This window comes from Streptomyces sp. NPDC002773, assembly GCF_040295605.1.
Classification (GTDB): Bacteria; Actinomycetota; Actinomycetes; order Streptomycetales; family Streptomycetaceae; genus Streptomyces.
In genome coordinates this window covers 33989-48826 of the sequence record NZ_JBEOVO010000014.1, presented here as the reverse complement: position 1 = coordinate 48826, position 14838 = coordinate 33989, and the positions used below count along the sequence as shown (strand labels likewise).

The window sequence follows — 14838 nt, the reverse complement described above, 5'->3', positions numbered from 1 at the left end:
AACGACTCGAAAGCAGTGTCGAAAAGGTCACCTCCTTCCCAACACGCCGTCGATATCATTGGGTTGACTGTGACGGGGGTGGCGGGGCGTGGACAGGGAGCTGTACGGCCGCGAGGCGGTCCTGCACGAGGCCGGGCTGGTCGCGCGTCTCAGCGGCCTCACGCGGCACGGCGCCGCCCGGGTGCCGTACGAGCACGGCGACGACCCGCCGGTCACCGTCTTCACCGGCGGACGCGGTACGGGCAAGACCGCCCTACTCAAGGAGGTCCGCAACCGCTACAAGGGGTACACGCCGCTCGCGCTCGTCGACTGCGCGCACATCGAGCCGCCCGCCGACCACGGCCCCGGCTGGACGCCGGTCACCGGGGCGCTCGCCGAGCTCGCCGTGCAGCTGTCGCCGGGGGTGCTCGGCGCCCGGCCCGTCCGGTTCCCCCGGCTCTCGCTCGGTCTGGTGGCCGTCGCCTCGCTCGGCTGGTCCCAGGAGGACGACGAGCGGGCCCGGCGCGACCTGCTGCGGCTCGGGCCGCTGCTCGCCACCGTCGACGCGACCAGGGGCGCCGCCGCGAACTGGGTCGGCAAGGTCCTCGCCAAGCTCGCCGCGCGGTTCGCGGAGGCCACCGTCCCGCTCGCCGGGCTGCTCGCCGAGGCGACCGTCGAGACGGTCCTGGAGGAGGTCTTCGGGCGTCTCCAGCGCACCTCGGAGAACTGGTACGGCAGTTACCGCAACGCCGGCGGGCACGGCAAGGCCGGTCTCCAGCAGCTCGCGATCGACTTCGAGCAGGTCGGCCGGCGCCGCCGCGAGGCCCAGGACTTCCTCGTCGGCGCCCTGACCGAGGACCTGCTGCACGCCTACACCGGGCTGCGGCGCGGCAGCCGTATCGGCCGCCCGCTCGTCCTCCTCGACAACGCCCACGAGCCGCTCGGCCGGCAGCTCGTCGAACCGATTCTGCGCGCCCGTGCCGACGGCCGCCGCGACCGGGTCGTCGTCCTCGCCACCTCCCGGGTCCGCGAGCACGAGGGGCTCCGGCACGCCACCCGGACCCGGCTGCCGGAGACCGCGCACCGGGCGCCCTGCCCACGCGGCACGAGCGTCGGCTCCGGCATCCTCGCCGTCGAACTGACGCCGCTCTCCCCCGCGCAGACCCGATCCGCGTTCGACCGGTACGACCCGGCCGGGCGGACGCCCCCCGAACTCGCCCGCGCCGTGCACCGGTTGACCGGCGGCCGCCCGCTCGGCGTCGCGCTCCTCGGCCGGGCCGCCGGCGAGGCCCCCGAGCACCTGCGGGCCGGACTCACCCCCGGCGGGCTGCTCGACCTGACCGTGGAGCTGCGCGAGGACACCCCGCCGGTGCCCGTCGCCCCCACCCTGCTCGCCGAACTCCTCCCCGTACGGCGACCCGGACCGTACGCGGTGCTCGCCGCCGCCCACGACGAGGAGTCCGCCCGGATGCTCGCCCACGCCCGGCTCCAGGGCGAGTCCCTGGACGGGGACGTGGCGCTGCGCGTCCGCGACCAGCTGCGTTCCGAGGACTGGGTCGCATCCGAACCGGGCTCGGGGCATTTCGTCGCCGACCCGCTGCTGCGCGCGCTGCTCCTGCACCGGCTGCGCTTCGAGGACGGCGACCATCCGCGGTACGCCGCCTGGCACGCCGTCCACGAGACCCTGCACCGGCACTACGGGCCCGAGCCCGGCCCGTACCGGCTCCATCACGATCTCGCCCTCGGCCGCACCGAGGAGGCCGTCACGCATCTGCGGGAGACCTTCCCCGAGCAGGACGTCGTCGGCTGGCTGGGGCGGCTGCGGTTCATCGGGTCCGCGCCCTGCCCCCGGGAGCGGAACCGGACCGGGCCGGACCCGCGCCGGGCCGTCGCCCTGGGCCAGGGACTGCGAGGAGAGCCCCCGGCGGACGTCGCCCTGCCGCCCGGCCTCGACGCCGACTCCACCGAACTCCACCTGTCCGTACGGCGGTTGCTGCACGCTGTATGGCTGCTCACCGACCCGCTCGCCCTGCCCGACGACGAGGTGGCCGACCGTCTCGCGCACGAACTGCGCCGGCTCTCCGGCCGTCATCTGACGGGCAGCGGCGCCCTCTGGGACGCCGCCACCCACTGGCCGCGCGACATCCGCGCCTGGCGGGACCTCTCGCTGCCACCGGGCCGCGAGGGGCTCCCTGACCCCGCCTGACGGACCAGGACCGGCCCGACCGCCAAGACGCCCCCTGAGGACGGAGTCCGACGCCATGCCCGACCGACCGCTCGACCGGCTGCGGCGCCGCGTCCGCACCCCCCGCCAGAAGCTCGTCGCCGCCGTCGTCACCACCGCCGTCGTCGTCGGCCTCGGCGGCTACGGGATCAGCCGGCTCACCACCCCGGAGGACCGTTCCTGCGCGCCGGGCGTCGACCGGCCCGCCGGCAGCTCCGAGTGCGTCGGCGTCAACGGCGAGGGCCACTCCTTCGGCAACGCCGAACTCGACGAGATCGCCAGGGCCATCCACACGGAGAACACGCTCGTCACGGCCGGCGAGTACGTCACCGTCGCCGTGCTCCTGCCGCTCACCTCCACCGACAGCGGCATGCGCGGCAAGGTGCTGCACGAGCTCCAGGGCGCGTACGCCTACCAGTACCGCGCCAACCACGAGTCCAACAGCGAGACGCCGAAGATCCGGCTCGTCCTCGCCAACACCGGCCAGGGCAACGCCCACTGGCGTCCCACCGTCGACCGGCTCATCGCCATGACGGACGCGCCCGACCGGCTTCGGGCCGTCTCCGGCGTCGCCACCTCCTCCACCGCGATACGCGAGTCGGTGACCGCCCTCACCGGTGCCGGGATCGCCGTCGTCGGCACCACGATCACCGCCGACGACATCGCCAACGGCCCCGGCGCGGGCAACCGCTACCCCGGTCTCGCCCGCGTCTCCCCCACCAACGGCGACGAGGCCAAGGCGCTCGCCCACTTCGGCAAGGTGGACGCCGCCAAGGCCTTCCTCGTCCAGGACACCCGTACCGGCGACCACTACACCGACACCCTCAAGGCCGCGTTCGCCGCCAACCTCAAGGGCGCCCCGCACGAGCCCGCGCTCTTCACCTCGCCCGCCGACCCGACCCAGGAGGGCACCACCGCCAACACCTTCCGGCAGATCACCCATCTGATCTGCGACACCCGCGCCGAGACGGTCTTCTTCGCGGGCCGCCACACCCAACTGCGGCAGTTCATCAACGCGCTCGGCGCGCGCGGCTGCGTCGACCGCCACTTCACCGTCCTGACCGGCGACGAGGGCTCGTACCTGGGGGCGGACGAGAAGCTCGACCCCAACGCCCTGAAGGCCAAACTGACGGTGCGGTACGCGGCGCTCGCCCACCCGGACGCCTGGAGGCCCGCGCCGGGGCGGCAGATTCCGTCGACGGGCGGTTCGGTGGTGGCGTACTCGACGTTCCTGACGGACATCGCCCGCGCCTCGAAGAAGCCGGTGCCGCTCGCGGACGGGCAGGCGATCGTCGCGTACGACGCGATGGCGACGGCGGTCCACGCGATCCGCCAGGCCACCCCGCAGGGCTCCCCCTACCCCGAGCTCGCGGACGTGGTGACCCAGTGGCCGCAGGTCAAGGGGTCGCTGAGGGTCCAGGGCGCGAGCGGCTGGATCTGCCTCGACAACTACGGAAACCCGTACAACAAGGCGGTCCCGATCGTGGAACTGGCCCAGGACGGCTCCCAGCGCTTCGTCCAGATCGCCTGGCCGGAGGGCAGGCCGCCTTCGCTCTCCTGCCTGCCGCCGAAGCGCGGCTGAGCCTGCCCGCCCGTCCTCCCTCCGGTACGCCCCGCCCCCGAACGGCCGAGCGGAACCGGGGAGCTGTTGTCGCCTCCGGCAGCTCCCCGGAAGCTGGGACGGCGGCTCGCCCCCGCATACCCACACGCCCCGGGGGTACGTGGGCAGCCCGCATGACGGGACGAAGGGAGCGCGATCCATGGGAGTCGACTCGGCACCGGCCCCCGTACCCGCGGCAGGCGCGGGTACGGGCACGGGCACCATCACCACGGCGGTTCCGGCCCGCCTCGACCGCCTGCCGTGGTCACGGTGGCACTGGATGATCGTGATCGGCCTCGGCACCGTCTGGATCCTCGACGGCCTCGAGGTCACCATCGTCGGCAACGTCGCCGGCCGCCTCGCGGAGGAGGGCAGCGGCCTCGCCATCACCTCCGCGCAGGTCACCGGCATCGCCGCCGCCCTGTACGTGGCGGGAGCCTGCACGGGAGCGCTGTTCTTCGGCTGGCTCACCGACCGGTACGGGCGCAGGAAACTCTTCATGATCACCCTCGCCGTCTATCTGGGCGCGACGGCGATGACGGCGCTGTCCTTCGAGTCCTGGTGGTTCTTCCTCTTCCGCTTCCTCACCGGCTTCGGCATCGGCGGCGAGTACGCGGCCATCAACTCGGCGATCGACGAGCTGATCCCGTCCCTCTACCGGGGCCGGGTCGACCTCATCATCAACGGCAGCTACTGGCTGGGCGCCATCGGCGGCGCGCTGCTCTCGATCGTCATGCTGGACACGGACATCTTCCCGAAGGACCTCGGCTGGCGGCTCAGCTTCGCCCTCGGCGTCGTCCTCGGCCTCGTCATCCTGCTCGTCCGCCGACACGTTCCCGAGAGTCCACGCTGGCAGTTCATCCACGGCCGGGGAGAGGCCGCGGAGGAGCTGGTGTCGTCGGTCGAGAAGGAGATCGAGCGGGAGAAGGGCGAGGCCCTGCCGCCGCCGGCCGGCGAGATCACGATCCACCAGCGCAAGAGCATCGGCTTCGGGATGATCGCCCGGACGGTCTTCGCCCGCTATCCGCGCCGCGCGGTCCTCAGCCTGTCGCTCTTCATCGGCCAGGCGTTCCTCTACAACGCCATCACCTTCGGCTTCGGCGCCATCCTCACCACGTTCTTCGACGTGCCGACCGGGAACACCGGCTACTACTTCGCCGTCATCGCGGCGGGCAACTTCGTCGGCCCGCTGCTGCTCGGCCGACTCTTCGACACCGTCGGCCGCCGGATCATGATCTCCTCGACGTACGTGCTTTCGGGCCTGCTCCTGTTCGGGACGGCGTGGCTCTTCGACCGGGGTTCGCTGACGGCGACGACCCTGACGGCGTGCTGGTGCGTGGTGCTGTTCTTCGCGTCGACCGGGGCGTCGAGCGCGTACCTGACGGTCTCCGAGATCTTCCCGATGGAGACCCGGGCGATGGCCATCGCCTTCTTCTACGCCGTCGGCACCGCCGCGGGCGGGATCAGCGGCCCGCTGGTCTTCGCCGAGCTCACCGAGTCGGGTGTGGTCGGCGAGACGGTCCTCGCGTTCCAGATCGGCGCCGGGCTGATGTGCGCCGCCGGGATCGTGGCGGCGTTCCTGGCGGTGAACGCGGAGCGGCGCTCCCTTGAGGACATCGCGGAACCGCTGTCGGTGGCGAAGCAGGGAAGCGACTAGGACGGGTCCGGCGGGATCAGGGCTCCCACTTCGGCCAGGTGGCGGCCTCCCGGGCGTACAGCTCCCGGAGGTGCCGCCACCGCTCGGACGTCCGCTCCCGCCAGTCGACGGGGTGGCCGTCGAGGGCGCGGCCGAGCCACTCGAAGTGGTCGTGCCAGGCCGCGAGGCGGTCGAGGCGGTGCTCCGGCGGCCCCCGGAGTTCGTTGGTGAAGCGGAGCACGGTCGAGCCGCCGCCACCGGGCGCGGGCCCGGGCTCCAGCCGGAACCGGATCCGGCCGTGCGTCGGATCGACCGTGTACTCGGCCACGCGCTCGGGGTCCCAGGCGGTCACCCGCCCCGCGTCCTCGGTGTCGCCGCTGGTCAGCCGATGGAGGGTGATCCGGCCGCCGAGCCGCGGTTCCAGCGGGTCCACCGCGCACAACCAGCCGGCCAGGCCCTCGGGCGAGGCGACGGCCGTCCACACCGCCGGTACGGGGTGCGGCAGCTCGACGGCGAACCGCAGCAGGTGCGTGTCGCCGTCGTGGGTCTCGCTCCTGCCCCGGGGTATCTCGCTCATACCCTCAAGCGTGGCCCCGGGACAGGTCCGCTGCCAGCTCAGACGCCCGCGTACGAGTGCATGCTGTTCACGAAGATGTTGACGCCGTAATAGTTGAACAGGAAGCAGGCGAAGGCGACGAGCGCGATGTACGCGGCCTTGCGGCCCTTCCAGCCGGCCGTCGCGCGCGCGTGCAGGTAGGCCGCGTAACCGACCCAGGTGATGAACGCCCAGACCTCCTTGGCGTCCCAGCCCCAGTAGCGGCCCCACGCGTCGCCGGCCCAGATCGCGCCCGCGATGATCGTGAAGGTCCAGAGCGGGAAGGTCGCCGCGTTGATCCGGTACGCGAACTTGTCGAGGGTCGCGGCGGCGGGCAGCCGCTCCAGGACCGAGCGGGCGAAGGCGCCGGGCTTGCCGCCGTTCGCGAGCTTGTTCTCGTACGAGTCGCGGAAGAGGTAGAGCAGGGTGGCGACGGCCCCGAGGTAGAGGACCGAGCCGCAGAAGATCGCGGTCGAGACGTGGATCCACATCCAGTACGAGTCGAGCGCGGGAACCAGCTGGTCGCTCTCGGTGTAGAGCACGGTCGTGGCGACGCCCAGGTCGAGGAGGACCGTGGTGACCAGGGGCAGGCCGATCCAGCGCACGTTCTTCTTCGCGACGAGGAAGGCCACGTACACGCCGACCGCCACCGTGGAGAAGGTGGTGGAGAACTCGTACATGTTGCCCCAGGGGGCACGCTGCACGGCGACCGCGCGGGCGATCACGCCCGCCGCCTCGATCGCGAAAGCGAGGACGGTGAGCGAGACGGCGATACGGCCGTACAGGTCGCCCTTGACCGTGCCGCCGGCCGCGCCGGGGCCGTCGGGCACGTCCCGCGTGCCGGACGCGGAACGGGTGACGACCGTCGGCTTGTCGAGGACGGCGGTGGCGCCGCCGGCCTGCTTGACCTGGACGGTCACGGCGGAGGCGGCGGTCGGGGCCTTCGTCGCGGTGAGGGCGGCGGCGGTACGGCCGACCTTGCTCCGGGAGCCGAACACCCACTCGGCGATATGGGCCAGGAAGGCCAGCGTGTAGACGGACATCGAGGAGTAGATGAGCGTGTTGCTCATCTGCGCCAGGCTCTCGTTGGTCGTGGCGGCGAGGATCACTTCTCGGCCCCTTCAGCCTCTTCGGCAGGTTCGTCCACAGCGTCTACTGCGGGTTCCGGCGCGGGTGGCGCCTGCGCGGTGAGCGTGACCGCGAGGTCGGCCAGCTCCTCGGGGAGCCTGGCCGACTCGCTGCGGCCGAGCCCCGCCATCTCGACGACGGTGACGCCGTCCTCCCCCCGTACGGCCCTGACCCAGACCCGGCGCCGCTGGATGAACAGCGAGCCGCTCAGACCGGCGATGGCGGCGGCCGCGCCGACGAGCGCGAGGCCGTTGCCCGGCTGCTGCGAGATCTGGAAGCTCGCCCACTCCTTGATGTCCTTCTCGAAGGTGATCGAGCCGGCGCCGTCGGGCAGTGTCATCGTCTCGCCGGGCCGCATCCGCTGGGCGACGCCGGTGCCCTTGTCGACCTTGAACTGGGTCATCTTGGAGGTGTCCAGCTGGTACACGTTCTGCGGGAGACCGGAGTTCACGCGCAGGTCGCCGTGGTAGCCGGTGAGCGCCATGACGGGGAAGTCGAGCGCAGGGAACTGCGAGAACATGTTGCCCTGGCCGGCGCCGGCAAAGGTCGGCACGAAGAAGGCGTTGAAGCCCAGCTGTTCCTTCTTGCCGTTCTTGTCGCGGTAGCCGTCCATGACCTTGATGGCGCCGGTGGACGTGACGTTGTTGTCGATGGGCAGCAGCGGTACGGCGCCGTGGAAGACGACCTTGCCGCGGCCGTCCTTGACGGTGACGACGGGCGCGTAGCCGTGGGCGATGAGGAAGACCTTCGAGTCGCCGACCTTGAGCGGCTCGTTGACGCGGATGACGGCCTTCTTGTCCTTGCCGCCGCCTTCGGAGTACGAGACGGCCGCCTCGAACGTGCGCGGGGTGCCGCGCTGCGGGCCGCGCTGCTCGTACGTACCGCTGAAGGAGTCGAGGGTGAAGCTGAACGGCTCCAGCTCGTCGGTGCCGAACTGGGAGCCGGACTTGAAGTCGTCGTACTGGGTGAGCGTGTTGGAGAAGCCGTCGCCCTCGATGACGAGCTTGCCGCCCTCGGACTTGAAGAGCTGGCCCCAGGCGAAGGCGGAGAGCATCACGATCAGAGCGATGTGGAAGACCAGGTTCCCGGCCTCGCGGAGGTAGCCCTTCTCGGACGCGATCGCGTCACCGGCCGTGTGGGCGCGGAAGCGGCGGCCCTTGAGTACGCCCAGCGCGGCCTCGCGGACCTGCTCGGGCTCGGCCGTGGTGCGCCAGGTCGTGTACGCGGGGAGCCGGTCGAGGCGCCGGGGGGCGGCCGGCGGGCGGCTGCGGAGCTGGCCGACGAACTGCCAGCTGCGCGGCACGATGCAGCCGATGAGGGAGACGAACAGCAGTATGTAGATCGCGGAGAACCACACCGAGCTGTAGACGTCGAAGAGCTGGAGCTTCTCGTAGAGCGGGGTGAGGGTGGTGTGGGCGTCCTTGAAGGCCTGCACCTTGAGCTCGTCCACGCTGGTCTGCGGGATGAGGGAGCCGGGGACGGCGCCCAGGGAGAGCAGGAAGAGCAGGATGAGGGCGACCCGCATGGAGGTCAGCTGCCGCCAGAACCAGCGGATCCAGCCGATGACCCCGAGCCTGGGGCCGCCGACGGCGCTCGTCTCGCCGCGGTCGTCGACGGGGGCGGTGGAGAGCTGCGCCCCGGCCTCGGCCTCACCGAGGTTCTCCTGCTGCTCCGGAGCGTTCTCCTGCTGCTCCGACGTATCGGTCTTGCTCATGGAACTCAGATCCCCACCGTGAAACCGCTGGACCAGCCCTGCATCGTGGCGACCATGCTGTCCCACGCGCCCGTGAGGAGCAGGACACCGGTGACGAGCATCATGCCGCCACCGATCCGCATCACCCACACATAGTGCTTCTTCACCCACCCGAACGCGCCGAGCGCCTTGCGGAAGGCGACGGCGGCGAGCACGAACGGCACGCCGAGGCCGAGGCAGTACGCGAAGGCGAGTATCGCGCCGCGCCCGGCGCTGGCCTGCTCCAGGGCGAGGGCGTTGACCGAGGCGAGGGTCGGGCCGATGCACGGGGTCCAGCCGATGCCGAAGAGCGCGCCGAGCAGCGGCGCCCCGACGAGCCCGGCGACGGGCTTCTTGTGGAAGCGGAACTCGCGCTGGGTGAACCAGGGCATCAGGCCGAGGAAGAACACGCCCATGAGGATCATGAGCACGCCGAGGACCGTGGTGAGCGTCTCGCGGTACTCCTGGAGCGTCGACCCGAAGTAGCCGAAGAGCGCCCCGCCGGACACGAACACGGCGGTGAAGCCGAGGACGAAGAGGACGGCCCCCGCGGTCATCCGGCCGCGGCGGCTCTCGGCGAGGTCGGTGCCGGTGACGCCCGTCACGTAACTCAGGTAGCCGGGGACGAGCGGGAGGACGCACGGCGAGAAGAAGGAGACCAGGCCGCCGAGGACCGCGAGGGGCAGGGCGAGCAGCAGGGCTCCGCTGGTGACCGTCTCGTTCACGGGCTGCTCACTTCTCCTTGAGGAGAGGCTCGATCATCGACCGGAGCTGCTTCTCGTCGAGTGCCATGAGCGAGCGGGCGGCGATCTTGCCCTCCTTGTCGAGGACGACGGTGGAGGGGATGGACTGCGGGTTGAGCGTGCCCTTGGGGAAGCCGAAGAGGATCAGCCGGCCGTTGGGGTCGTAGAGGCTCGGGTACGGGACCTCGTAGTCCTCTTCGAAGGTGAGGGCCTGCTGCTTGTTGAAGTCGCGGGTGTTGAGGCCGACGAACTCGACGCCCTGGTCCTTGAGGTCGGCGGCGACCTTCACGAAGTGCGGGGCCTCGGCGCGGCACGGGCCGCACCAGGAGCCCCAGACGTTGAGGACGACGACCTTGCCCTTGAGGTCGGCGACGTCGAGCTGCTCGCCTTCGAGGGTCTCGCCCGCGATCTTCTCGGTGGCCGTGCGCTTGTCCTTGGCGACGGTGGAGATACCGCCCGTGTTGGTCACGAAGTTGGTGTTGCCACCGCCGCCGGACTTGCCGTTGTCGTCGCCGCCGCAGGCCGAGAGTGCGAGGGCGGCGGTCAGCACTCCGACGGCGAGCAGGGTGCGGCGAGGGGCACGGCTAAGGCTCATGTGAAAAGTTTCGCATGGGCGTTTGGGGGATCTTGGGCACCCCCCTACGTGCCCGTAAAGCCCCTTGTCAAGATCTCCTAAGCGGGCGGGGCGGACGAGGTGGGCGCAGTGGACGAGGTGGCGGCGGGCCTGAGGAACGCGTTCCAGCCGCCGGCGGGCTTCTGTCCCACGTCGAGCGAGCGCAGCTTCTGGAGGATCTTCGGGTCCTGGACGTCGAGCCAGTCCACGAACTGCTTGAAGGAGACGAGCCTGACCTCCTTCTTCCCGGCCATTCCCTTGATCGCCTGCTCGACGGCGTCCATGTAGATGCCGCCGTTCCACTGCTCGAAGTGGTTGCCGATGTAGAAGGGCGCGCGGTTCGACTCGTACGCGCGCGTGAAGCCGCCGAGGAGGGCGTCGGTGGCCTGCTTGCGCCAGCCCGGGTAGCGCGAGGGCATGCCCTTGGTGGTGTTCTTCGACTGGTTGGCGAGCATGTTGTAGTCCATGGACAGGACCTCGAAGGAGTGCCCGGGGAAGGGCACGGCCTGGAGCGGGAGGTCCCAGATGCCCTGGCGCTTGGTCGGCCAGGTCTGCCGGCCGCCGGGCGAGCTGGCGTCGTAGCGCCAGCCGAGCCGCTTGGCGGTGGGGAGCAGGTTGTCCTGGCCGAGGAGGCAGGGGGTACGGCCGCCGACGAGCTCCTTCGAGTAGTCGAAGGGCAGCGGTTCGAGGTCGGTCCAGCCGCTGTTGGTCTTCCACTCGGTGACGAACTTCATCGCCTGGTCGATCTCGCTCTGCCACTGGGCGGGGGTCCAGTTGCCGACGGAGCCGGAGCCGCCGCAGAAGTGCCCGTTGAAGTGGGTGCCGATCTCGTGGCCTTCGAGCCAGGCCTGCCGGACGTACTTCAGCGTGTCCTTGATGTGGTCGTCGGTGAGGTAGCCGATGTCCGAGGCGCCGACGCGGTTGTTCGGCGGGCGGTAGAGGTTCTTCTTCGACTCGGGGAGGAGGTAGATCCCGGAGAGGAAGAAGGTCATCGCCGCGTCGTGGTTCTTGGCGAGTTCGAGGAAGCGCGGGAAGAGGCCGTTGCCGACCTCGCCGGCGCCGTCCCAGGAGAAGATCACGAACTGCGGCGGGGTCTGGCCGGGTTCGAGCGGGACGGGGGCGTCGGGCTGGTGCGGCTGCTTTCCGGTGTCGGCGGTGGAACCGTCGCCGATGAGTCGGACGTCGTCCTTGGTCGGGGCGGCCGTGCTCGGGTTCGCCGAGACGTCACCCCCCTTACCAGGCCCGGAACGTCCCGACTTGTCCGTATTGTTGGAGCCGCATGCGGCGACACCTATCGCGGCCGCGGCTCCAACGCCCGCCCCGAGCAGCCCCCTTCGACTGATTCCACTGATCCCGCGCATGACATCCCCATTCGCGCTGACGTATGACCTGAACGTCATCCAAACCGACAATGAGTGAGATGCCGGGAGGAACACATAGGTTCCGGGAAATAGCACAAAAATTTCAGGGCGGTCGGTTGGCATGAACACCACCCGACCGCCCTGAACTGTGGACCTCGCGTTACGGCGCTGTCCAGTGGAGCGTCTTTTCCGGCCTGCGCCCCGAAGCCTCCGAGGCCTCTTTTCCGGGAGCTACGCCCCGAACGCCTTCGACTTCCCCTTGACCGGCTTCGCACCGGCCCGCAGATGTACGGGCACGAGGTCGAGCGCCGGCTCGCTGTAGCCGACCGAGACGATCCGGTCGCCCTGGTACGTGAACGAGGTCAGCGAGGCCAGCGTGCACTGCCGCCGCCGCGGGTCGTGCCAGAGCCGCCGCTTCTCGACGAAGCTGCGGACGATCCAGATCGGCAGCTGATGGCTGACACAGACCGCCTCGTGCCCCCGGGCCGCGTCCTTCGCCGCGTCGAGCGCGCCCATCATGCGGACGACCTGCTCGACGTACGGCTCGCCCCAGGACGGCTGGAACGGGTTGGTCAGGTGCTTCCAGTTCCCGGGCTTGCGCAGCGCCCCGTCGCCGACGCCGAAGGTCTTGCCCTCGAAGACGTTCGCCGCCTCGATGAGCCGCGGGTCGCTCGCCAGGTCGAGACCGTGCGACTTGGCGACCGGCATGGCCGTCTCCTGCGCCCGCTCAAGGGGGGAGGAGACGACGTACGTGATGTCCCGGTCGGCCAGGTGCTCGGCGACCCGGTCCGCCATCTGACGGCCCAGCTCGGACAGGTGGTAGCCGGAACGGCGCCCGTAGAGCACCCCGTCCGGATTGTGGACCTCGCCGTGCCGCACGAGATGGACGACGGTGATGTCGTCGCTGCCGGCGGCGCTCATGCGGTGGCCTCCGCGGCGGCGCGGGCGGCGGCCGGCAGGGCTGCGGCGATCCGCTCGACCGCCCGCTCGTCGTGGGCGGCCGACACGAACCAGGACTCGAAGGCGGACGGCGGCAGGTACACGCCGTCGGCCAGCATCGAGTGGAAGAAGGCGTTGAAGCGGAAGGCCTCCTGCTGCTTCGCCTCGTCGTAGTTCCGCACCTCGTCGGCGGTGAAGAAGACCGAGAACATGTTGGAGGCCGTCTGCAGCCGGTGCGCGACACCCTCCTTGGCGAGGGCGCCGGAGACGAGCCCCTGGATCTCCTTCGAGACCGCGTCGACCTTCTCGTACGCCGCGTCGTCGAGCAGCCGCAGCTGCGCGAGCCCGGCGGCGGTCGCGATCGGGTTTCCGGAGAGGGTGCCCGCCTGGTAGACCGGACCGGCCGGGGCCAGGTGCCCCATGACGTCGGCGCGGCCACCGAACGCGGCGGCCGGGAAGCCGCCGCCCATGACCTTGCCGAAGGTCAGCAGGTCGGCCTTGACGCCGTCGACGCCGTACCAGCCCGCCTTCGACGTACGGAAACCGGTCATCACCTCGTCGGAGATGTACAGCGCGCCGTTCTCCCGGCACAGGTCCGCGAGGCCCTGGTTGAAGCCCTCGGCCGGCGGGACGACGCCCATGTTGCCCGGCGAGGCCTCCGTGATGACGCAGGCGATCTCGCCCGGGTGCGCGGCGAAGGCGGCCCGCACCGCGGCCAGGTCGTTGTAGGGCAGCACGATCGTGTCGCCGGCCTGGGCCCCGGTCACGCCGGGCGTGTCGGGGAGCCCCAGGGTGGCGACACCGGAACCGGCCGCGGCGAGCAGCGCGTCCACGTGGCCGTGGTAGCAGCCCGCGAACTTGACGACCTTGGCGCGCCCGGTGAACCCGCGGGCGAGCCGGATCGCGGACATCGTGGCCTCGGTGCCGGAGGAGACGAGACGTACCTGCTCGACCGGCTCGATCCGCGCCACGATCTCCTCGGCGAGCGCGACCTCGCCCTCGCCGGGCGTACCGAAGGAGGTGCCGCGGGCCACGGCGGCCTGCACGGCGGCGGTGACCTCGGGGTGCGCGTGGCCGAGGATCATCGGACCCCACGAGCACACCAGATCGACGTACTCACGACCGTCCGCGTCGGTGAGGTAGGGACCGGAACCGGACACCATGAACCGGGGCGTTCCGCCCACGGCCCGGAAGGCACGCACCGGTGAGTTCACGCCGCCGGGCGTCACGAGGGAAGCGCGGTCGAAAAGCGTCTGTGAGACTGGGGCTTCGTATGAATACGGCACTGTGATCCTGACCTGCGAGAACGACTTCGGGCACGACTTCGGGAACGGAGGGACGGCGTGGACATCCTGGGTATTACGCCGGGGCGTACGCCCTCCGCGTCTGCGAAACTGGGGCGTCATAGGGATGGCTCACGGAATCCATGGTGTCAGAGGCCACGGCGTTCTTGCGGACAGGTGTTTCACCGTACGAACGCGGGGGAGGTCACTGACACGATGATCGGGTCGCGCGGCGGGGTCGTGTTGCCGAGAAAAAGCAGTCGGGTGGAGATATGCATCGCGGTGGCGCACCGGGCGAGGGGACGGACGACCTGGGCCCGGAGTCTGCCCGGCGGGGGAGGCACCGGCGCCGACGGGCGGAGGATCCGACCGCGTCGGAGCGCCGGGCGCGCCCCGAGCGCCCCGAACCGGCCGCGGAACCACCCCCTGCGACGACCGGGGGCCGGAGCTTGGGGGTGACGTACAAGTACTTCGGCGCGCCCAACAGCGCGACGGCGGCCCAGGTCCCGATCTCGATGCGCCCGGAGGAGCTCGGCGGCGACGAGCTCGGCATGGGCGGCATGTTCACCAAGATCAAGCCGGAGACCATAGCGGCCATGGTCCTGACCGGCATCCAGGGCATGCCCCTGAGCAAGGTGCCGCCGCTGGAGCTGGTGGTGCTGCACCCGGACTACGCGGTGGTGAAGCTGCCGATGACCGTGGTCGATCCGCTGCGCGCGATCGGCGAGGAGTCGGTCGGCGCCGCCGCCTTCATCTGGTCGACGGTCCCGGACCGCGGCGGCCCGCGCGACGCCTTCGACGTCTACCAGCTGCTCCACGAGTGGCAGGACTTCTCGGTCCGCCTCCACGAGGCGGGCCACCAGCCGTACTGCCTGGTGTGGCCGTGAGCCGCTGACCGAGCGGGGGGGGCGGTCGGGGGTGGTCGGGTGCTGTCCGCCTCTCCCCGGGCCGACCGCTGTCCACCGGACGACCTACGAGCAGGCGTTTCGCCGCACTTCCCGCTCT

12 protein-coding genes are annotated in these 14838 nt (G+C 70.9%); 4 read left to right on the top strand and 8 right to left on the bottom strand.

The genetic code is table 11. The annotated features are described in order from the left end of the window. Positions 1 to 88 precede the first annotated feature (88 nt). From ABT034_RS18730 to ABT034_RS18720, 3 genes are all read left to right on the top strand, one after another. Positions 89 to 2185 carry a hypothetical protein gene (locus ABT034_RS18730; RefSeq protein ID WP_351216450.1) on the top strand — a complete coding sequence of 699 codons (2097 nt, stop codon included), beginning with the start codon at positions 89 to 91 and terminating at the stop codon, positions 2183 to 2185. A gap of 55 nt (positions 2186 to 2240) precedes the next feature. Further along, the gene (locus tag ABT034_RS18725) at positions 2241 to 3785 is read left to right on the top strand and encodes an ABC transporter substrate-binding protein (RefSeq protein ID WP_351216449.1); all 1545 of its coding nucleotides are present in this window, start codon (positions 2241 to 2243) and stop codon (positions 3783 to 3785) included. 178 nt (positions 3786 to 3963) lie between these two features. Beyond that, positions 3964 to 5460: an MFS transporter gene (locus ABT034_RS18720; protein ID WP_351216447.1), complete on the top strand. Its 1497-nt coding sequence runs from the start codon at positions 3964 to 3966 to the stop codon at positions 5458 to 5460. A gap of 16 nt (positions 5461 to 5476) precedes the next feature. Here the strand turns inward: ABT034_RS18720 and ABT034_RS18715 are convergent, their stop codons facing one another. From ABT034_RS18715 to hemL, 8 genes are all read right to left on the bottom strand, one after another. After that, positions 5477 to 6016, bottom strand: a complete 540-nt coding sequence (locus tag ABT034_RS18715; protein ID WP_351216445.1) for an SRPBCC domain-containing protein — start codon at positions 6014 to 6016, stop codon at positions 5477 to 5479. A 38-nt stretch (positions 6017 to 6054) separates the two neighbouring features. Beyond that, positions 6055 to 7143, bottom strand: a complete 1089-nt coding sequence (gene ccsB / locus ABT034_RS18710; protein ID WP_351216443.1) for a c-type cytochrome biogenesis protein CcsB — start codon at positions 7141 to 7143, stop codon at positions 6055 to 6057. Further along, positions 7140 to 8876 carry a cytochrome c biogenesis protein ResB gene (gene resB / locus ABT034_RS18705; protein WP_351216441.1) on the bottom strand — a complete coding sequence of 579 codons (1737 nt, stop codon included), beginning with the start codon at positions 8874 to 8876 and terminating at the stop codon, positions 7140 to 7142. The genes ccsB and resB overlap by 4 nt, the downstream gene beginning before the upstream one ends. Before the next feature lie 5 nt (positions 8877 to 8881). Then, on the bottom strand, positions 8882 to 9619 hold the full coding sequence (locus tag ABT034_RS18700) for a cytochrome c biogenesis CcdA family protein (protein ID WP_351216439.1): 738 nt from the start codon (positions 9617 to 9619) through the stop codon (positions 8882 to 8884). Positions 9620 to 9626: 7 nt separating this feature from the next. Continuing rightward, a complete protein-coding gene (locus ABT034_RS18695; RefSeq protein WP_351216437.1) occupies positions 9627 to 10232 on the bottom strand; it encodes a TlpA family protein disulfide reductase in 606 nt (201 codons plus the stop codon). Positions 10233 to 10309: 77 nt separating this feature from the next. Further along, positions 10310 to 11602 carry a polysaccharide deacetylase family protein gene (locus tag ABT034_RS18690; protein ID WP_351216678.1) on the bottom strand — a complete coding sequence of 431 codons (1293 nt, stop codon included), beginning with the start codon at positions 11600 to 11602 and terminating at the stop codon, positions 10310 to 10312. A 240-nt stretch (positions 11603 to 11842) separates the two neighbouring features. Beyond that, a complete protein-coding gene (locus ABT034_RS18685; protein WP_351216435.1) occupies positions 11843 to 12532 on the bottom strand; it encodes a histidine phosphatase family protein in 690 nt (229 codons plus the stop codon). Next, a complete protein-coding gene (hemL, locus tag ABT034_RS18680) occupies positions 12529 to 13956 on the bottom strand; it encodes a glutamate-1-semialdehyde 2,1-aminomutase (protein ID WP_351216433.1) in 1428 nt (475 codons plus the stop codon). Before hemL ends, ABT034_RS18685 begins: the two co-directional genes overlap by 4 nt. A gap of 149 nt (positions 13957 to 14105) precedes the next feature. Here hemL and ABT034_RS18675 point away from each other — a divergent pair, with 149 nt between their 5' ends. Then, positions 14106 to 14720: a hypothetical protein gene (locus ABT034_RS18675; protein ID WP_351216431.1), complete on the top strand. Its 615-nt coding sequence runs from the start codon at positions 14106 to 14108 to the stop codon at positions 14718 to 14720. Positions 14721 to 14838: the final 118 nt, after the last annotated feature.